The organism is Candidatus Bathyarchaeota archaeon, assembly GCA_023131225.1.
In the GTDB taxonomy this organism is placed as follows: Archaea; Thermoproteota; Bathyarchaeia; order Bathyarchaeales; family SOJC01; genus JAGLZW01.
Genome location: JAGLZW010000008.1, coordinates 46,201 through 64,655, shown reverse-complemented (window position 1 = coordinate 64,655; position 18,455 = coordinate 46,201). Strand labels below are relative to the sequence as shown.

Here is an 18,455-nt window from a genome sequence, read left to right as displayed (position 1 = left end):
TCTATCGCAAAGCTTGCCTGTGCAGAACTCTACCAACTCCTGCTTCAGCGACGATTTCTCCTTCATCCATAACCAATAGTCCATTTACAAACGTCTTCACTGGCATGCCCTTCACCTGGCAACCATGAAAAGGAGAATATTTTGCCTTCGAACAAAACCTGCTCGCATCTATTTTGACTCGTCGATGCATATCAACAACTGTGATATTGGCGTTGTAGTCTTCCTTTAAAAACCCGTCGCCGTTAAAGCGGAATATTTTGGCTGGTTTTTCAGCTGTCAACCTGACCAAATCATCCAAAGTAAGTTGCCCTTCATTCACTTTCGTTAAAAGCAACGGCAATGATGTTTCAAGTCCAGGAATTCCTGGCTTCACGTCCCAGACAGAATCTGCTTTTTTCTCGGTTACTAGGTGTGGTGCATGGTCGGATGCTATAATGTCAACTTGACCATTTCTTACTGTGTTCCAAAGCTCCTCTACAATGTTTTTGCTTCTCACTGGAGGGTCGGTAAGCAACATTGTGCTTTGCTGTTTCAAGTCTTCAGATGTCAATAACAAGTGATGCGGCGTGACTTCACAACTAACTCTCAACCCGTTTTTTCTTGCGTTATAAATGAGGCTAACTGCTTTTTTGGAGCTGATGTGACAGAAGTGAATTTGCACATTAGATTTGAAAGCAATTTTAAGGATTCTTTCAACCGCTTTAGTCTCTACTTCAGGCGTGTGTGCTTTGAGGTATGCTTCAACATCATTATGCCCAAGCCGCTGTTCAGCCTTTGCAACATTCTCCACCGTTTCATTGTCTTCGGCATGAACCGCCACAGGAACTCCAAGCTCACTGACCATATTGAAGGCGCGTAGCAAGGCTTCATCATCATTGATGTCAAGTCCACCTATCTGAGCGGCAAGATAAAGCTTGAAAGCCATCGCCCCTTCTCTGACCACTTTGCCAATTTCGTCTAGATTTTCAGGGAATGCAGAGTAGAAACCTACATTTGCCAATATGCGACGCTTAGCCACTCGCATCCGTTCTCTAAGAGAAGATGAATCCATAGTTACTGGCTTGTTGTTAGGCATATCAAGAACTGATGTGATACCGCCTGCAATAGCAGCCGCCGTTCCAGTGAAAAAGTCTTCCTCAAAAGCCTGCAGTTGACCACGGAGATGAACGTGCACGTCAATTAAGCCGGGAAGCGCTAAACATCTATTCAAGTCTATTCTATCAGAAGCAGGGGGCAAATTCAGTTCTTTCGCAACCTTAACTATCTTGCCTTCTTCAACCGCAATTCCAGCGTCTACGATTTCGCCTTCACAGTAGACTTTCGCGTTGTAAAGAACAAGGTCAACGGTCAAAGTTTTCTTTCACCCACCTCTCCAGTTTCATAAGATACTTTGCTTCGCATCGGTTAAATACAAACTCATCCCATTCCTTTTTTGGCTTGCGGTTTATGAGTGAATCTTAGTGAATGCATGGAAGAAAGTCTGATTATTTCAGCTCTCCCTTTCACAAATGCAATGAGCCGCAAGCCCCCTTTTTTGTCAGGTGTATCCGTCTAATGGTCCCTTTGTTTCCGGCTTGAATTTGTTGCAGGTCACATGTTCTGGGTCAACGTAATCGCATTTTTGTTGGCGCCAAAAGCGATCTTTAGAAATTAGGTAGTTGACGAAGCAGCAATCATGACATGACTTAAGAGACATGTGCAGGCGTTCTATTCGCTGATGAGTTTAAAGAAGTCACGTTCTGTAATTATACCAACCAGCCGTTCATCATCAACGACTAATAGTGCACCAATATTTTTTTCGTTCATGATTCTTGCTGCTTCGCTCAAATCTGCGCTAGGCATAATGGTAATCAGGTCCTTGACGCCTATTTCTAAGGCAGGGGTTTGAAGGACTTGAAGCATAGTTCCGGAGCGTAGATGTTGGAATACTTTGCCCGAACCAAAGAACCTAACCACATCCATGGCAGTCACTATGCCAACAATTTTTCCATCAGAAATAATAGGTAGGCGGCGGAAGCTCTTCTCTACCATTGTTCTTTCAGCTTCAAATATTGTCGTTCTAGGATTTGCGGTTACCACGTTTTTTGTCATCAAATCAGCAATTTTGGCTCCGCTTATTTTACTCTTAAAAATCCTTACCATATCTCTTTCAGTAACTATGGCCCACACGCGATCTGCATGGTCTAATATGGGTAAGCCACCTACGCCGTGTTGCTTCATTAGTCTAATTGCGTCGCCTATGGTGGCAGTGGTTTCAATTGATGGTGGATTTGATTGCATGATGGACTTAATTGATTCGTTTATTGCTTTGAAGAAGGAGCCTTTGAATTTTTGTTGGATTATCTGAAATTTTTCGCCTCCGCCAAAATAATTGACCATATCAGTGCTCGTAACTATTCCTTGAAGCCTATTTGTTCCGGGATCTACGATTGGTATGCGGCGGAAACCTTCCGTCGCCATAATTTGAACAACGTCATAGACAGACGTTGTGAGCGACGCCGTGATGACTGAACGCTTTGCAATCGTCATGATTTCTCCTTCACGTGGCTTAGATGCGTGAGTCTTCAGTTTTACTGGTCCATCTCCCCGCAATGTCCGCCTGAAACTTTCATTTTTTCTGCTATAAGACAATTTGAAACCTCAAACAAGTAATTTTGTGATATCCTCTCGATCTACGATGCCGACAAGCTCGCCTTTCTCGTCAACAACGGGTAACCGTCCTATGTTTTTTTCAAGTAGGAGTTCAGCAGCTTCTCTTATGGTAGAAGTGGGCTTAAGCGAAAACACAGATGTTTTTATGACCGCAGAGATTTTCGAAGATTTCTTAAATCTGCCTTTCTTTGATTCAAAGGCAGGGAAGAAACAGCCACTGTTGAGCATGTTAGCTTGGGTGATGATGCCCACTAATCTTCTTTTTCTCACGACTGGGTAACCTGAAAGTTTGCGGTCTTGCATTCTGCGCCAGACATTGTCAATTTCGTCTTCTGGTGAACAAGTTACCAATTCACTTGACATGATTTCAAGGACGGGTCTTGAAAGTTTTTGAGAATCTTTTTTCAGAAAGGCAACTATGAAGTTCTCCAGTCCCAGCATTCCCACGTAATTTTTATTTTGAGAAGATTTCACCACAGCGACATACCATTTGTCAAGACGGTTCATTTCTCTTAAAGCCTGCAAGGCGTCCATTTCCATGGTGGCGACGAAGAGTGGTGTTGTCATTATTCCTTTAATGCGCATGGGTGAGACAGATGATGTTATCGTCATAATGTTGCGGCGTGAAAGAGTGCCCACCAGGCGCCTTTCATCGTCAATTATTGGTAGAACTCTAAGGTTTTGGTCACGAAGAATTGCTCTTGCTTTTGTTGCGAGCTCGTCTGTATAGAGTGAGGGATAGCTGTGGTTCATTATTTCTTTAACGAGCAAGTAATCAGCCCTTTTAGTATTCACCTCGACTATCAGTGCGGCAGTCCTCACAGAGAAATTCGCCCTCCATTTCCTTCAGTCGACTTGACCATTGTGTGCAACGGTCGCAATATCCAGCCATTGGAGGATTTTCTAAGGGTTCTTCCATGTTTCCGTTTTCAATACGGGTCTTCTCTTGAATTGTTTCAATGAGCTCTGGTGTGATGGCTAAAATATCTTTGCTTGAAATGATGCCAACGAGGTTGCCCTTGTAAATTACGCCGAGTCTTCGCACGTTAAGTCTGCTCATCTGCCTTGCTGCGTTGCTGAGTGTTTCACTAGGGTTAATAGTGATCAAAGGTGTTGTCATAACGTCTTTTGCTATGAGTTGGCTGGGTAGCTTATTTTTGGCTAGAACTCGTGTTACAAGGTCTCTTTCTGTGATTATTCCCAGGGGCCTTTCATCTTTGTCAATTATGATTATGCAGCCTAATTGCTGTACTTCCATAAACTTTGCTACTTTGTCCACTGCTTCGCTCTCGCCAACCGTGATGACGGGGCTAGACATAACGTCTTTGACGATCATTCGCGGTCTTAAACCGATTTCTGCCACTGCTATCCCCACATACGAGAATAAATGGAAGATTTATTAAAATGTTGTTCAACTCACATAGCTCGCGTGTTCAAGAAGGTTCAGCGAAACGGGTATTCAAGCATCTTTTTGGCTACTCATTCGCGATTCTTATAGCTGACGAAATCTTTCCTTGAGGCTTTCAATGGAAAACTAAGAAGGTTTTTGAGATTCCTAAGACTTAAAAGGAGGTGAAAACAAGTAAATGATAATGGTCGAAATGAGCGAAAAACTCAAGAAAGATAAGGCGTTCATGGATTGGTTTGCTTCGATAAAATCTAAGAGCTATCAGAAATCTGCAAAAACAAGCATGAGACGGTTCTTAGAATTTCTGAACGAAACGTATCCACAAAAAAATCTAAAGTCGGCAAGTGACATCTTGCGATTGAGGAAAGAGCAAGACAAACTAGAAGACGAAAAAGAAAAGAACTTTTTCGCGGACATCTTAAGCGACTTCGTAGAATGGCAAGTCAAAAAATTTAACCTAAGCATGAACTCTGCATTGATAGCCACGAACCCAATTCGTGGATTCTTTAGTTACTCACGTTATCCCCTTAAAGTTCGAAAAGGATCACTTCCGCAAAAAAGGATTGTTGAAGGCGATCACAAATTTACAATTGAACAATTGAGACGGATGCTACGCTATGGCAATGCAAGGGAAAGAGCAATCTTGTTAAGTGGTAAGGATTTGGGTTTGCGCGTGTCCGACTTTATCCGACTAAAGAGAAGCTTAGTTTTGCCACAACTCGAAAGAGCCAAACAAGAAGGGAAAGAACTAGATTACCCTTTAGAGTTTGAAATCGAATGCTTAAAGGAGCATACGCGCGCGAAATGCCACATAACACACGAAACAACCGAAGCGCTCTTAACCTATTGGGAAAGCACACCGCGATCGGAATATTGGTTTCCAAGTGAAAGAGGATACGGACACGAAACGGAAGCGCAAATAAACTATACACTTCGTAAGCTGTGGAGTCAAGCCTATAACGATCCTAAAGTTTTTGATCCGCCATTAGGTATTGGAGAAAAGACAAGTGGGCGTTTAAGATTTCACGGATTGCGAGACTTTTTCATAAGCGCTTTGGCTAACAGTGGATTAAACGCTTGGAGCATAAAGCTGATGGTTGGCAAAAAGGTAAGCGAAGACATGATTTCTTACCTCAATGGGTTAGACTTGAAAGAACAGTACAGAAGCGCCGAATCACGCTTAGTCTTAGGAGCATTGACAAATAGTAACCATGCAAGCTTAGAAGCGATGCAAGAAGAGATGAATGACATGAAACGAGGCATGCAAGTTATAGCAGATGTGATAATTGAACAGATGAAGGAACAAGGCTTAGTAATGACGGAAAGCACACGAAGAAAGCTAAAGAGGTTAGGTGTCGAAGTCGAAGAACCAAGAAAGAAACGTGGCTTACGAAACATCATGAGAGTGAAAGGAAAAGACCAATAACCCTTTTCTCTTTTTTTCATCCAAGTCAGAACGTAAGGCTTGCGCCACCTCTCTATTTTTTAGTTGGAGGTTTATTTTAGCTTCGCTTAGGAATCCTTAGAAATTTCTTAGATTAGTAGTGAATCTTTTTTAAGCCTAGAACAAGGCGCTTTCACCGAAACAAGCCAAATCCAAGCCACGCCAAGCCCTAAAAGTATCCCCCCATACTTCAAAAATCGCAATGGATTCCGACCATGGCTAGCCCACCTTACACCTATCCAGAACATGCAAAAAGTTAATCGGATGCGCGCGCGACCAAATGGGTTAGATTATTTAGAATAAACAAGTTCGAAGTTCTCACAGATCACCAAAAGGTCTTCTTTCATAGCGAATCCAAGTTTCTGGCCTTTTCGGGTCCAGTATATCCTGTGTTCTTTCCTCCAAGATTCCAGGGTACGGTCATTCTCGCCCTCGGAGTAGGCAAACGCTTCTTCCACTTCATTAAATGGTTTGATTTCAACTGATGTGGTCCGGATGATTGCGGTAGGTTTTTCTTTACCATCTAGGATAATGTTGTAGTCTCCGACCTCAGGCATCTTCTCTCCTTCTCTCTTTAATTCAATAACCAAGGTTGCTGTTCCTGTTTTTTTGCCTGTTAACACCAGTTCCAACAATTCATCACCTAGTTCAGGATTATCCCCGAAATACCAAGCATCCACAAAGTTTTTTGTTATCCCATGTTCTTTCTGAAAGTGGTCCCAGTAATCTATGATCTCCTTTGAAATATCCATCTAGACACCTTGCCATACAATGCATGCGCGCGCATGTTACATCATATTACATTTGTGTGGAAGATGGATAAAAATTTGCTCTATTCTTGTTTTTGAACTTCTTATTCCTCATCGTTTCTTCGGAGTTCCTCAACGACAGCTATAGGAATCATCTCTGCCATACCATCAAGCCTTTCTCTTGCCTTGTTAAGACTAAATACTACTGAAATAATAGGTGGAAGTTCCTTCTTCAACATTTCAGTAGCCTCTTCTGAGGACTTAAATTTCTGTTGTTTGATATACCTAATCAACTCATCCAATTGCTTTAGAGCCTTTGGCAATTGTTCACTACGAATCTGAGTCAAATCTTTTTCATATCTGGCAATCCTTTTACTTGCATTATCTGTAGGAGCTACATTGCCAAGATGTGAAATTTCGTCTTCTAAGTCTTTGAACTCATCATCAATCCAAGTATCTACAGTTTGCCTCAATTGACTCAGTATTGGTATTAAATTTTGAAACATTATTCTATCTCTTGTTTCCCGCCTTTGTCTAATAATTTCTATAATCACTTCAGAATCACTCATTTTTCAACACCTCTTTTCTAATTAGTTCTTTTGGTTCTGCTATAACTTTTCCTACTATCTTTGATAAATTCACAAGCGACAAATATTTAAAAGATTATGAGCAAAAATAGAAGATGAATGAGAATGAGATGCCCCTATTTAAGCGAAGACAACGTGTGCAAGTTGGGCGAACCGTGGAAAGTGCCATATAACGAACTCCAAACCTATTGTAAGACTGAGAAATGTGATGAATGTCCAAGATTGCGAGCAGCGAAGAAAACATGATAAGGAAATCATGTTCAATGTGTTGGAAAAGGTGAATTCGTTTTCATGGTTAATATTTTATCTTCAACGTACTTTAGTCCGAGTTTGGTTGGTTTGTTTCCATTGATGTTTCGATGAATTAACTTTTCACCTTCGAGCTTGATCAGTATTTTTTCTGCATACGTAGGATTATGATAGCGAACTGCATTAATCAAATCTCCATTTGTAATTCTGTTAGGATAGGTATAATAAAGATAGATCAAGAACTCGTCTTTAACAAGTAAATCTTTCTTGAGAATAACAATACCTCCGTTTTCGAATTCCTCGATCAACGGAATTCTCTTTTCTAATAAGGAATTTATCAGCTCGCTTGCTTCTTTTGGGTTGGAAGTGTAAAATAACATAGCAAGCTCAGAGAGCATCCAATCACAAGCTGATCCACAATAGGAAGAATCGATGAAACTCGGATCGATTGTTTTTACATGAGCCACGACTTTCTTGCTACGGATTGTGTAGATGGATTCCGCAACTCTTGGGATGGCTAAGGTTAGAATGACATCCTCGGCACTTGGCTTAGGGTATTTCACTATCTCATCAAGCAACTTGTTGAAGTATATGTTGTCTATGTCCACAACTACTCCTGTCACTTTGTTTTTGATCAAAGCAAGGATTAGATCGGAAACTTTTGCTGAATGAAGAATTGCCTTTCGTCTTCACGGTTTATGACATACGTCAAAAAATTGGCGTTTACGATTTGAGCACTATTTACGACATTTCAAAGTTGCGTCGAACGGAAAAAAGGCAGTTCATTGAAGCCTTCAACCAAGCAATAATGAATTTGGTCGTGAACCAAACGGAAGAAAAACGTAAATGGCGATTCGTGATTTTCGAAGAAAGCCAACTTGTTTTCCCTGAAGGCAGTTTTAGAGGGGATCGGTATAGTGCAAGTGTAGAGCTCGCGTCAATGGGGAGAAATTACAAGGTTCGATTCTGTTGCATAACACCTTTTTCGGCGAATGTGGATAAGATGCTTATCAAGATAGCACAACAGCGATGGTTCGGATGGACATCGGAACGGAACGACTTGGCTTATTTGAAAGGATTCATTGATGAGCAAGCAAGCCAATTACAGAAATTGAGCGCAGGCGAATTTCTCTATCACTTTCCCCAAAAAAGAATCTTGAAAAAGATTCACATAGAACCGCATACACGCACAGTGGAACTTAAACGGTTGACAGTGCCAAAGACAAGCACGCGCGCAAGTGGCAGATCATAACAACAGAAGGTAAAAATCAAGTGTTAGGCTCATTGATGGTCTTAGGTATGCTTGCAGTAATGATTCTGACGCTATGCTTTATATGAGAGATTGCCCTATGTCTAGGTGTGAGAATCCAAAACAAAGTTTCAGTTTTCAATGGAAATCCCCAAAACTTCAATATTTGCGATGTCCCCTTCGCCAAGCATGCATGCATGTCCCCAATCTTTTTTTCCAATTTTGGTGATTTTTTTAGCTGTTTCCTGAGGGCAAGGCTTCCGACAGCTTTTTTAGTAGGGTTTTCCATTGTTTTCCAAAACATCTTACAATGTGCGTGTCTCTCTTTCCAATCTTAATACTTGGCCGTAGAAAGGCCTTTGCGGGCGTGCGCATCAATTAGATGGATCCTGTGTGATAGTTATGTTCACAAAGTATGAAGAAAACTACTCAGAAGCTTTAGTATTAGCAGCGGGCGAAGGAAGCAGACTGAGAAAACATGCAAGACAAAAGGTTCTCCAACCCATTGCAAAAATCCCATTACTTGGCAGAATCCTTCAGGGCTTAAAGGAAGCCGGAATAAAGAAAGTCCATATAGTTGTAGGATATGAAGGACATAATATACGAGAGGCAATCGGAAAAACCTATTGTGGACTTGAAATTAACTACATAACAGCGCAAAACTGGGAAAAAGGAAACTTATACTCTTTCATGGCGGCTAAAGGAATTTTCCAAAAGGAATTTATACTCTGCATGGGTGACCACATTTTTGATCCTCAACTTGTAAAATCTCTTATGAATGCTAGCGTTGAAGACGTTCTGGTTCTTGCTACAGATAAAATAAGCCACTCACATGACGACACAAAAGTGCTAGAGAAAGACGCGGAAATTCTCAGCATTGGAAAAAAAATAGACAGTTGGAATTGCATAGATACGGGATTTTTCCTATGCTCACCTAGAATGTTCGACTATGGTGCTAAGGCAATGGAAGCTGGGGCATCAGAACTCGCTGACTGTGTTCGACTTGTTGCCACGAATGGATATGCACGAGTGGTCGATATAACTGGCAAACACTGGGTGGATGTCGATACAAGAATGGACGTCGAACGTGCAAAAAATTTGGTTGCTAAGCATTCCCAGAAAAAGCGTGGGCCATCAGATTTTATTGCTCATTACATCAACCGACCAATAGAGAATAAAATTGTCTATCTTATTTCAGATTCTCGGATTACTCCAAATCAGATAACCATTCTCTCGAATGTGCTGGCATATGCTGTAACTGCTCTATTTCTCTTTGGTCACCTCTTAACTGGGGCGATTCTAACCTTCGTAGTAGGCATTGTAGATGGTTTAGATGGGAAGCTGGCGAGGACACGTGGTTGTTCAACCAAACTGGGTCTCATGGAACATGTGTTTGACTTGCTGTATGAGTTTTCATGGCTTATAGCGTTGGCTTTCTTTCTAAGTGGCAGCCTAGGTTCAACACCGTTAATGATTGCTATATGTTCTATAACTTTCATTGCATTCTACAGGTTTTGCTACGACCAGTTTGGAAGGGCCATGGGTGTTAGTTTGGATGTTTATGGGCCATTTGAACGTGCTTTCCGCAGAGTGGCGGGAAGAAGGAACATCTACAACGTCTACATTTTAATAGGAGTCCTTCTAGGAATGCCATTTTACTCGCTAATTGGAATCTTGTTTCACTCTGCCTTAACAGCAGTGGTCTACGCTTACAGAGCAGCAGTTCACTTACACGCAGCTGATAAAGTAAACATGCACGCACACTAAGCATCTTGCATGCATTGACTATTCTTAAGAGGCGGAGTAACGCGCGCCCATTTCTGAGGAATCTGTCTCATACGCTTCCGCGCAAGACTCTACGATTTCGATAGCCACTCCAAGAATTTGGGCAACAAAATGGGGAAGACTCTTAGAAGCAGGAAAAATATCAAAATTAGCACTGCTATCAGGGCAATGCCGTTAGCTGCTGGGTGAAAATTAGTTAGGAATGGGGAATAAAGCCCGTAAAAAATCAAGGAGCAGATCATATATAGTAAGTGTGTAAATAATGTTGATGCATTTTCGTGATTAAGCCCTTTTGCAACACTATGTTTTCTTGCCAGAAAGTAAGCAAACACGTCTATCAACTCTTTCAAACCTGGTAATGTCTTGACAATTGAAAGGCTAAATGCAAAAAAGAACAACATAGAGACGAATACTCTGGTTTGCCAGTTTAAAGATTCAGCTAATGGAATGAACACTAAAATGCCGAAAAGCCATATTAAGAGAGCAGCGAACAAACTAGTTAGTGTCTTTTGTCCACGCAATCTTAAGTATCTTATTGCTCTTTCAATCTCTTCCCGATTCTTAATCTTCATATTGAACCCATCAATTTCTCGCGTTCATATTAAATACTAAAAAGGGGGGCACGCTGTCGTTTTGTGTTAATTGTATGCTATTCTTTGCTCAATTTCTCTATTTCGTTTGCCATTTTTCCAGTGTATTTACCGATTTCTGCCGCTATTGCTCTGGCACTTTTCCAAAGGGCAAAGATCGACCATACCACAATGAGAATGAGCAATATTGCAGGTATTGCAGCGTGGATCTTGGCAAGATAGTTGGCAAACAGCAAATAGCTCAGAACCACTACGACTACGTATAATAATCCGTCTAAGGCTGTTCGATAATGCTTAAATGATTCAAGGTCTACATCTCCACTTACTTTTCCGAACTGGTAAGCCAGTATTCCTGCTAGTCCGCTAGTTAGTCTGCGAACGTCAACGAATACTGTGAAGATAATAATCGCCAATGCCGCAACGAAAATGGAGCTGATGATTGCGTCTACTGGATATCCAAAGAATATCTGTTGCATTCCTTCTGCGATAGGTATGATGACTAGGGTTCCAAACAGCCAGATAAGTATCGCCGCGCCGACGGAGAGTACTACGCGAGTGCCAACTTCCCTAACGGCCTTCGCGGACTCAAGATACATTTTCGAGCCGAAAGCCTCTATCCTTCTCTCGTCTAAGCCGTGTTCTTCTCTTTTAGGTTCATCTTTCTTTATACTCATTTTACCACTTCATTTGTGTGTGCATCTAAATCTACTCATAGAATATCGTCTAGCATAAAAAGCTTCAGGTGCGTGCTATGTTATTTCACAATTTCAAGCCGATACATACATATCTTAATCCAGATTTTTATCAACAATACATTTAGACTACTTATACTGAATATTTATTCCACACATGACGTTTGCAGCATCCGTATGCGTCATAGCTTTGCTTGTTTACTCCGTGTGCATCTTGGATTAGTTTATGCCGCAATGACAAGAAGAATCTAAGTATTCATGATGATACTCGGAATGTTCATTACTTTGACGTTAAAATGGTTGACATGATTATGTCAAAGGAGGTATTTATAAACTGATTCACATTTACTTCAAGGCGATTATTTTGTCAGAAAAAACGCTGAAATTTGAGATCTACAAAGATTCTGCTTGCATACATGCATTTCTTCATATTAGATTGAAACGCGCGCGCATAGTCAAATGTTCATAGGCTAAGAGTGCTACGGAGAGACATGTTATTATGAAAATGGCAACTCCATCAGCCCTTTCCAAAATCTTTTCACGAGGCTTCCATCCTTCTGCTTTGACTATGAACTTATAAATTACATGATATTTATTTGTCTTTTAACCGTGTTTATCGGTATTAAATATTTGAACTACTAAGCGCAATATACGTTATCTCAATGCGCTCTGCGAGGATGGTTTATTGCTTCCGTATGCACCGTGGCTTTGTTGGCTTATTCCGATGATTGGGGCTCTGCTTACGCCACTCTTTGCCTCAGTACATCGTAAGCTGAGAGATTATGCGCCAGTGGCATTTGTTGGCGCAAGCGTCGTTTTTTCGCTCTCCATGACACTCGACGTTTTCACAGGAAATGCAGTCAACTGGGTTAGCGGGGAAGTGTTGGGCAACATTCCTCTTGATTGGCAGATTCCGTGGGTCGGATCTCTCGGCGTAAATATAGGGGTGCTGGTCGATCCGTTTAACGTACTTATGGCTATTGTAGTCAGTAGTATAGGTTTTTTGGTCACCCTCTTCTCCGTAGGATTCATGCGTGGAGACCCTAGCTTAACTAGGTTCTGGTTTCTCATCCAGCTTTTCATCGCCGGATACGTGATAATAGTGATAGCTGATAACCTCCTATTCATGTTCATAGGTTGGGAATTAGTTGGGATATGTTGCACCGGCCTTGCAGCTTTTTGGTACAAAGACCCCAAGAAGGCGCATACAGGCTTGAAAACTTTCCTCGTCCTCCACGTTGCAGATGTGCTCTTGCTCGCGTCTCTTTTGATAATATATTCCTACGCTCACACTCTTAACATCATGGAACTCTCACAAAACAATAACTGGATGGGAGAATTATCAAGGTCTGGCTTGTTGTTTGTTACGGCCCTGATGTTCTTTGGTGGAGCCGTAGGAAAGGCAGCTCAGTTTCCCTTGCAAGAATGGCTTCCGGATGCACTAGCTGCCTCACCTTCCTCTTTCAACGCTCTAACTGAATGTCTGGCTGGTCCTTTTCTTATGGCTAGAGTCCTCCCAATTTTCCATGAGGCTTCCCTCATGGGATACAGTGGCATGATTAATTTCTTTCTAGTCATGACATTTGTGGGTGCACTCACAGCTGTGATTAGTGCTCTTATAGCGATCGTTCAAGTCAACATATTCAAAGTTCTTTCATATGGTATCTCAAGCGCGATCGGGTACATGATGGCAGCTTTTGGTTTAGCAGGATTAATGGCTGACATGAGCTGGGGATACTTAGCTGGCACCTTTCTCTTAACCATAGACGCCTTCGTCTCAGCGCTGCTATTCCTCTCTGCGGCGTACATTTCATATGCAGTTGGATCGGACAATTTGCACTATATGAGCGGGTTCAAAAGTAGGATCGCACATAGAAGCATGGAAGTGGGAGCTCTTGCTCTAGGAGGCATACCTCTACTAAGTGGCTTTTGGTGTGCGAATTGGATTCAAACAGTTGCTTTGGATTTTGCACAAGAGGCTGGCTTAAGAGGACAGTTCACGCTGATGGTTTCTGGCTACTTGATTTTTGCTCTGTTAATAATTGGAGCTGGAATAACAGCCTTTTACGCTCTCAGAATGATGGGGCTTGTCTTCGGAAAGGAGAGTTACGGATCAGATGGAAAGGTTATCAAGAATCCCCCATTCTTAATGCGTAGTTCCCTTACAATAACTCTTTTAATCACCGCATTCTTGGATTTCCTAGCAATTCTCCTCATCTGGCCCTTTAACAAGTTTCTTCTACCCCTACCCTTCTTAGGGCAGTTGACTTTCAACAACATTGTTGAGGTTCTTGTATACCTTGTTCCTTCTATTAGTACGGTCTTAACATGTGTGGCGGTGGCGATTGGAGGCTATCCAGCCTACAGAATTTACATATCACACAAGGCTGATGCTAGGAGGTTGACGGAAAAGTATCGGTTTCTGAAGGCAGCCCATAAGCTTCTGCTAAATCGCTTCTACATCAACGCATTCTATTATAAAGTCGCCTACTCCACATGTTTCCTTTCACATAAAATACATAACAGCTTAGAACATAGCATTGATGCGCTCAACTACTCCGTTGCAGGCTTCTTCAGAAGACTTTCCGAGGTTGTGTACAAGTACCCAGAACTTAGGGGCATTGACGCATTGAACTATTTAATAGCAAACCTTTTCACATCATTTTCTCAACGTTTCAGAAAGATTCAGACAGGTGTGTTGTCCTATAATATGATATTGGCTTTTATTGGAGCTATGTTGCTAATAGTTCTGTTGTTCCTATTTGGAGGACATATTCCCTAGGAGAAGTCAACTTGATCCCCCACGCCCCCCTATTGGCGATCATTATCCCCATAATTTCAGCGGTCGCCCTTTATGTTTTTGGAAGGCGTGTCGAGAAGTATGCCGGATGGTTAGCGACGATAGCGGCCTCGCTATCCGTCTTTATGATTCTTTCAATGGTGACAGACCTCATTGAGCGAGGTTCCATACACTTTACATATGCATGGATCCGTACACCATCAATCAAGTTGACTTTCGGTTTCTGGGTTGACATGATTAGCTTTCCTGTTGGATTAATTGTTGCAGTTGTCAGTGCGCTCTCATGTTTTTACTCGATCAAGTACATGAAGGGTAAAAGTGGGCAAAGGGGCTATTACGCAAATCTATTGCTTTTCATGGCTGGCATGATCGGAGTAATACTTTCCGCGAACCTTTTGCAATTTTACTTCTTCTGGGAGTTGATGCTTGTTCCATCCTATTTCTTAATAGCTTTTTGGGGGACATCAAAAAAGAGGTTAGCCATCGGGTTCAAATACTTTATATTTACACATTTTGGATCGCTTGCTATGCTTCTTGGAATACTGTCCATCTATGTATTTACTGGCACCTTCGACCTTGCCGAATTGCCACTTGCTGCCATCGCTATCCCTCCAAGTAGCATACTTCCAGTGTTTGTTCTGTTACTGATTGGTTTTTGCGTGAAAATGGCGCTCTTTCCAGTTCATACGTGGTTGCCTGATGCCCACGCTGAAGCCCCAGCGCCAATAAGCGCGATGCTGTCAGGCGCCATGATCAAGTGTGGCGCCTACGCCATCGCAAGGATTCTTCTTTCTGGATTTGGTCAAACAATGGTACAGACATCAGATGTCTTGATGGCTCTTGGGGTTATCACAATGATTTATGGTGGACTGTTAGCCCTTGCGCAGACCGACATCAAACGGTTGCTAGCTTATTCTAGTATTAGCCAGATGGGGTACATCTTCTTCGGACTTGCGACTTGGCTGCCCGACGCAACACTGGGGGCCACTGGCGGGCTCTTTCACGTGATTAATCACGCCATTTGTAAGGCTCTTCTCTTCATGTGTGCCGGCGCGATCATACACCAAACAGGAACGCGCAACATCAAAAAGCTGGGAGGCTTAGCTGGAAAGATGCCAATAACTTGTATCGCATCATTGATAGGCGCCTTGTCCCTAGCCGGAATCCCACCGTTGAACGGTTTTTGGAGCGAGTGGATGATTTTCTCAGGGGGAATCTCCTCTGGAAAAATTCTCATAACCACAATCGCAGTATTTAGCACTGTAATTACCCTTGGATACTACCTGTGGTTCGTCTGGAGAGTGTTCTTCGGAACTACCCCTAAAGAATTAGAGAATACAAAAGAAGCGTCTTGGCTATTGTATATTCCAATAGTTGTGTTGTCGGCAATCGCTTTCGTCTTAGGGATCTGGCCTGATATCATATTAAGGCTTATAGCATTAGGCTAATGTATCTCTGCACTTCCAATGCCGCTTTAGCTGCCTGTGAAGCCATAGTGATAAACGGTCCTGGATAGACTCCAATTATTATGCAGAGAGCTGCGAGAATGAAAGTGGGAATGAGCATAGATGCTGGAGCCTCTTTTGCTTTTTTGGACACCGCGGTAGGCTTTTCTAATAAGATTATGCGAATAACGCGGACGTAGTAGACAACGGAAATGATCATGTTAGCGAGCATTAAGGCTGAAAACAGAATCATTTCGGCTTCTATGCCTGCCGTCACGATCATCCACTCGCTCCAAAAACCGTTCAATGGTGGAATAGCCGAGATCGCAATAGCGCCGATAGCAAAAAACATACTTGTCATGGGCATCGTCTTCCTTATCCCTCTAAGCTTCTTAAGATCCCGTGTTTTCACTTGATGAATGAATGACCCAGCGCAAAGGAAGAGGAGCCCCTTCATAATTGCGTGATTCATGATATGGAACAAGCCTCCAGTTAATCCAGACAAGGATGCCGTTGATAATCCGAAAATAATGTAACCCATTTGGGCAATAGTGCTGAAGGCGAGCAAACGTTTGAGGTCGTTTTGCCATAAGGCCATTATATTGCCGCCAAACATCGTGAAAACAGCGAAAACGGCCAGCGTTATTTGCCATACTGACTGCATAGAACCAAAAACGAGAATTAGAATACGGATGAGGGCATAAGCACCTGTTGGCACCATAACACCAGAAAGCACCGCGCTTATCGGGCTCGGTGCAGCTGAGTGGGCGTCTGGGAGCCATGTATGGAATGGGACGATGGCCGCTTTGATTCCGAAGCCGACTATGATCAATGTCAACGTTACGTAAAGCCATCCGTCAGGTGTAGCATTGTTAAGTCTAGCTGCCAGACCCGCGAAGTTCACTGTCCCAGTCATGCCATAGAGAAACGACATGGCTAGGAGGATGGTTGCACTTCCGGCAGCACTCATGATGAGGTATTTGAACCCGGCTTCTATCGCCTCCCATCTTTGCTTTCGAAAGGCGACTAATGCGTAGGATGTAAGGCACATGAGCTCCCAGAAGACAAACAGCGTAAAGAAGTCGCCAGCGAAGACAACACCTGTCATGCCAGCGATCATGCCTAAGAGAAGTGTATAATACTCTGTTAACCCGGTGTCGTGTTCCATATACCTAATTGAATAGACAACAGCAAATAACCCAGTTATCGTGAAAAGGGACGCCATAAAAACGCTGAGCATATCTATCTTGAGGCAGGCTCCTAGAGGGGGACTGAAAGGCAGTTGACCAACGATTAGGACGACACCTTTCTCAGCAACTTCCTTGTACAGTTCATAGAGAAAGTAGGCTGTGACTGAAAGCCCTAGGGCGGCATATATGCCCTGAATTTTTCGATTCGCCTTTTTGTATGCCACCCACCCAATCACTGGCGTTGTAATCGTGAATATGAGGAGGACATCCAAAGGCTGGGTAAACATCTTAGACCGTCAACCCCTCAACCGCCTTAGTTTTCGAACGTCTAATGTGCCATAATGTCTGTAGGCGTAAGTGACGATTGTCAAGGCTACGCCAGTGATACAACCCGCGAACACTATTGACATAATCACAATGGCGTGACCGAGCGGGTCTATGTAACCCACAGTTCTGTATGCTGAAAACACAATGAAGGTTAAGTGGGCAGCGTTCATTAGGATCTCAACTCCGATGACAAGTCTGATCATGTTCCGCTTTGAAGCTAGACAATACATGCCAATGACGTAGAGGGCGATAGCACCTGCGAGGTAGTAGACAAGCGGAATCACTTTTTCTCCTCAACCCTTAACATCGCTACACAGCAAGCGGCCGCCGCGAACAAAACAAATGCCTGTGCAATTAGGTCGATTAACCGATAAGTCCACAGGAACCGGCTAACCTCTGGCCCTATTGCAGTTGTTTCAGTTTCAATGAGTTCTGCAGATGGACTTGCATATTCGAAGGCTGGAAATTCATACCTCACGATCAGCATGGAAAAAACCAGTACAACTAAGGCGACAGTTGTTAAACCAGCTACTCTAACCCAGTTTATTTTCATTTTGTGGCTTCTCCTTTCTCGCCGTTAACATAACGGTGGCTATGAAGAGAACGATCACAGCCCCTGTGTAAACCAATAGCTGAAAGACAGAGACATACGGTGCGTTTAGCAGCCAAAATAATGCTCCTATGGCGGTGCACATCCCACCCATGCAGATGACAGCGTGAAGCATGTCCTTCAGTTCAACGGTCAACAATGCCAGCAAAACCGTTAAGACTATCAAAGCAATCTGCAGTAGATCATTTATCGTTAAATCCCTCTCCTATCATCTTTGTATCAGAAGACTTTGGAAGCTCTCTTTTAAAAGAGTTTTCACCAAGGTCATGAATTTTTAAAGTAAACCTAAAAGCGTTAAATAGAGTGTATCTTTAGAGATAAGTTGAAAGGTCAGTGAACCGATGCAGACCGATTTGTTGATTTCCTTGCCCTTCATCTTCTTCCTATCCATAGTTGTTGGGTTAATCCTCTACTTGGTGGGGTGGATGATTGGAGCAAAGGGTGAGAAGACCGAGGGTAAGGTTGCTCCTTATGCCTGCGGTGAAGATCTCCTGCCACTTAAGCTTCAGGTAAACGCTGAAAGATTCCTCATTTACGCCGTCTACTTCCTCGTCTTCGACATCCTCGCGTTCATTCTCGCCACATCGCTAAACACACCTGGTCCCTTTCCAGCTATTTATGCGCTAATCGTATTAATGGCCGTCGTCATTTTACTCCCATTATTACGGAGAGGGTGAT

The 18,455-nt window shown here is 42.7% G+C and carries 19 protein-coding genes; 6 read left to right on the top strand and 13 right to left on the bottom strand.

The window, feature by feature from the left end; genetic code table 11:
* Nucleotide 1: 1 nt before the first annotated feature.
* The 4 genes from KAU88_02375 to KAU88_02360 all read right to left on the bottom strand — a co-directional run bounded on the left by KAU88_02375 (nucleotide 2) and on the right by KAU88_02360 (nucleotide 4,015).
* Nucleotides 2–1,351: a dihydroorotase family protein gene (locus KAU88_02375; GenBank protein ID MCK4477358.1), complete on the bottom strand. Its 1,350-nt coding sequence runs from the start codon at nucleotides 1,349–1,351 to the stop codon at nucleotides 2–4.
* A 356-nt stretch (nucleotides 1,352–1,707) separates the two neighbouring features.
* Nucleotides 1,708–2,631 (bottom strand): CBS domain-containing protein, encoded by a 924-nt coding sequence (locus KAU88_02370; protein MCK4477357.1) that lies wholly within the window; start codon nucleotides 2,629–2,631, stop codon nucleotides 1,708–1,710.
* A 9-nt stretch (nucleotides 2,632–2,640) separates the two neighbouring features.
* Entirely contained in the window at nucleotides 2,641–3,474 is an 834-nt protein-coding gene (locus tag KAU88_02365) for a CBS domain-containing protein (protein MCK4477356.1), read from the bottom strand.
* Nucleotides 3,437–4,015 carry a CBS domain-containing protein gene (locus KAU88_02360; protein MCK4477355.1) on the bottom strand — a complete coding sequence of 193 codons (579 nt, stop codon included), beginning with the start codon at nucleotides 4,013–4,015 and terminating at the stop codon, nucleotides 3,437–3,439. Before KAU88_02360 ends, KAU88_02365 begins: the two co-directional genes overlap by 38 nt.
* A gap of 223 nt (nucleotides 4,016–4,238) precedes the next feature.
* Between KAU88_02360 and KAU88_02355 the strand changes: the two genes are divergently transcribed.
* Nucleotides 4,239–5,486, top strand: a complete 1,248-nt coding sequence (locus KAU88_02355) for a hypothetical protein (GenBank protein ID MCK4477354.1) — start codon at nucleotides 4,239–4,241, stop codon at nucleotides 5,484–5,486.
* A 308-nt stretch (nucleotides 5,487–5,794) separates the two neighbouring features.
* Here the strand turns inward: KAU88_02355 and KAU88_02350 are convergent, their stop codons facing one another.
* The 3 genes from KAU88_02350 to KAU88_02340 all read right to left on the bottom strand — a co-directional run bounded on the left by KAU88_02350 (nucleotide 5,795) and on the right by KAU88_02340 (nucleotide 7,727).
* Nucleotides 5,795–6,256: an ASCH domain-containing protein gene (locus KAU88_02350; protein ID MCK4477353.1), complete on the bottom strand. Its 462-nt coding sequence runs from the start codon at nucleotides 6,254–6,256 to the stop codon at nucleotides 5,795–5,797.
* A 101-nt stretch (nucleotides 6,257–6,357) separates the two neighbouring features.
* A complete protein-coding gene (locus KAU88_02345; protein ID MCK4477352.1) occupies nucleotides 6,358–6,822 on the bottom strand; it encodes a hypothetical protein in 465 nt (154 codons plus the stop codon).
* 278 nt (nucleotides 6,823–7,100) lie between these two features.
* The gene (locus KAU88_02340) at nucleotides 7,101–7,727 is read right to left on the bottom strand and encodes a hypothetical protein (protein MCK4477351.1); all 627 of its coding nucleotides are present in this window, start codon (nucleotides 7,725–7,727) and stop codon (nucleotides 7,101–7,103) included.
* Between the two features lie 23 nt (nucleotides 7,728–7,750).
* On the opposite strand from KAU88_02340, the gene KAU88_02335 reads away from it, so the two are divergent.
* Both KAU88_02335 and KAU88_02330 read left to right on the top strand, forming a co-directional pair.
* Nucleotides 7,751–8,341 carry a hypothetical protein gene (locus KAU88_02335; GenBank protein ID MCK4477350.1) on the top strand — a complete coding sequence of 197 codons (591 nt, stop codon included), beginning with the start codon at nucleotides 7,751–7,753 and terminating at the stop codon, nucleotides 8,339–8,341.
* Nucleotides 8,342–8,740: 399 nt separating this feature from the next.
* Nucleotides 8,741–10,105: an NTP transferase domain-containing protein gene (locus KAU88_02330; protein ID MCK4477349.1), complete on the top strand. Its 1,365-nt coding sequence runs from the start codon at nucleotides 8,741–8,743 to the stop codon at nucleotides 10,103–10,105.
* Between the two features lie 89 nt (nucleotides 10,106–10,194).
* Here KAU88_02330 and KAU88_02325 read toward each other — a convergent pair whose 3' ends face one another.
* Nucleotides 10,195–10,695: a hypothetical protein gene (locus KAU88_02325; GenBank protein ID MCK4477348.1), complete on the bottom strand. Its 501-nt coding sequence runs from the start codon at nucleotides 10,693–10,695 to the stop codon at nucleotides 10,195–10,197.
* A 77-nt stretch (nucleotides 10,696–10,772) separates the two neighbouring features.
* Nucleotides 10,773–11,387 (bottom strand): hypothetical protein, encoded by a 615-nt coding sequence (locus tag KAU88_02320; GenBank protein ID MCK4477347.1) that lies wholly within the window; start codon nucleotides 11,385–11,387, stop codon nucleotides 10,773–10,775.
* Nucleotides 11,388–12,090: 703 nt separating this feature from the next.
* Here KAU88_02320 and KAU88_02315 point away from each other — a divergent pair.
* Together KAU88_02315 and KAU88_02310 are read left to right on the top strand one after the other, a co-directional pair.
* A complete protein-coding gene (locus KAU88_02315; protein ID MCK4477346.1) occupies nucleotides 12,091–14,187 on the top strand; it encodes a hypothetical protein in 2,097 nt (698 codons plus the stop codon).
* A gap of 11 nt (nucleotides 14,188–14,198) precedes the next feature.
* On the top strand, nucleotides 14,199–15,653 hold the full coding sequence (locus tag KAU88_02310) for an NADH-quinone oxidoreductase subunit M (protein ID MCK4477345.1): 1,455 nt from the start codon (nucleotides 14,199–14,201) through the stop codon (nucleotides 15,651–15,653).
* On the opposite strand, the gene KAU88_02305 is transcribed toward KAU88_02310, so the two are convergent.
* From KAU88_02305 to KAU88_02290, 4 genes are read right to left on the bottom strand one after another with little or no spacing between them, the layout of a single operon-like run.
* The gene (locus KAU88_02305) at nucleotides 15,637–17,127 is read right to left on the bottom strand and encodes a hypothetical protein (protein MCK4477344.1); all 1,491 of its coding nucleotides are present in this window, start codon (nucleotides 17,125–17,127) and stop codon (nucleotides 15,637–15,639) included. The two genes, KAU88_02310 and KAU88_02305, sit on opposite strands and share 17 nt — an antisense overlap.
* Before the next feature lie 9 nt (nucleotides 17,128–17,136).
* Nucleotides 17,137–17,451 (bottom strand): NADH-quinone oxidoreductase subunit K, encoded by a 315-nt coding sequence (locus KAU88_02300; GenBank protein MCK4477343.1) that lies wholly within the window; start codon nucleotides 17,449–17,451, stop codon nucleotides 17,137–17,139.
* Nucleotides 17,448–17,720: a hypothetical protein gene (locus tag KAU88_02295; protein ID MCK4477342.1), complete on the bottom strand. Its 273-nt coding sequence runs from the start codon at nucleotides 17,718–17,720 to the stop codon at nucleotides 17,448–17,450. Before KAU88_02295 ends, KAU88_02300 begins: the two co-directional genes overlap by 4 nt.
* Complete coding sequence (locus KAU88_02290; GenBank protein ID MCK4477341.1) at nucleotides 17,701–17,943, bottom strand: NADH-quinone oxidoreductase subunit J; 243 nt, start codon at nucleotides 17,941–17,943, stop codon at nucleotides 17,701–17,703. Before KAU88_02290 ends, KAU88_02295 begins: the two co-directional genes overlap by 20 nt.
* Before the next feature lie 175 nt (nucleotides 17,944–18,118).
* Here KAU88_02290 and ndhC point away from each other — a divergent pair, with 175 nt between their 5' ends.
* Nucleotides 18,119–18,454 carry an NADH-quinone oxidoreductase subunit A gene (ndhC, locus tag KAU88_02285; GenBank protein ID MCK4477340.1) on the top strand — a complete coding sequence of 112 codons (336 nt, stop codon included), beginning with the start codon at nucleotides 18,119–18,121 and terminating at the stop codon, nucleotides 18,452–18,454.
* Nucleotide 18,455 lies beyond the last annotated feature (1 nt).

Bases quoted from the DNA above. Each gene is read 5' to 3' on its own strand.
- KAU88_02295 (MCK4477342.1), bottom strand. From the start codon at position 17,720: ATGAAAATAAACTGGGTTAGAGTAGCTGGTTTAACAACTGTCGCCTTA.
- KAU88_02350 (MCK4477353.1), bottom strand. From the start codon at position 6,256: ATGGATATTTCAAAGGAGATCATAGATTACTGGGACCACTTTCAGAAA.
- KAU88_02305 (MCK4477344.1), bottom strand. From the start codon at position 17,127: ATGTTTACCCAGCCTTTGGATGTCCTCCTCATATTCACGATTACAACG.
- KAU88_02355 (MCK4477354.1), top strand. From the start codon at position 4,239: ATGATAATGGTCGAAATGAGCGAAAAACTCAAGAAAGATAAGGCGTTC.
- ndhC (MCK4477340.1), top strand. From the start codon at position 18,119: ATGCAGACCGATTTGTTGATTTCCTTGCCCTTCATCTTCTTCCTATCC.
- KAU88_02345 (MCK4477352.1), bottom strand. From the start codon at position 6,822: ATGAGTGATTCTGAAGTGATTATAGAAATTATTAGACAAAGGCGGGAA.
- KAU88_02330 (MCK4477349.1), top strand. From the start codon at position 8,741: ATGTTCACAAAGTATGAAGAAAACTACTCAGAAGCTTTAGTATTAGCA.
- KAU88_02320 (MCK4477347.1), bottom strand. From the start codon at position 11,387: ATGAGTATAAAGAAAGATGAACCTAAAAGAGAAGAACACGGCTTAGAC.
- KAU88_02325 (MCK4477348.1), bottom strand. From the start codon at position 10,695: ATGAAGATTAAGAATCGGGAAGAGATTGAAAGAGCAATAAGATACTTA.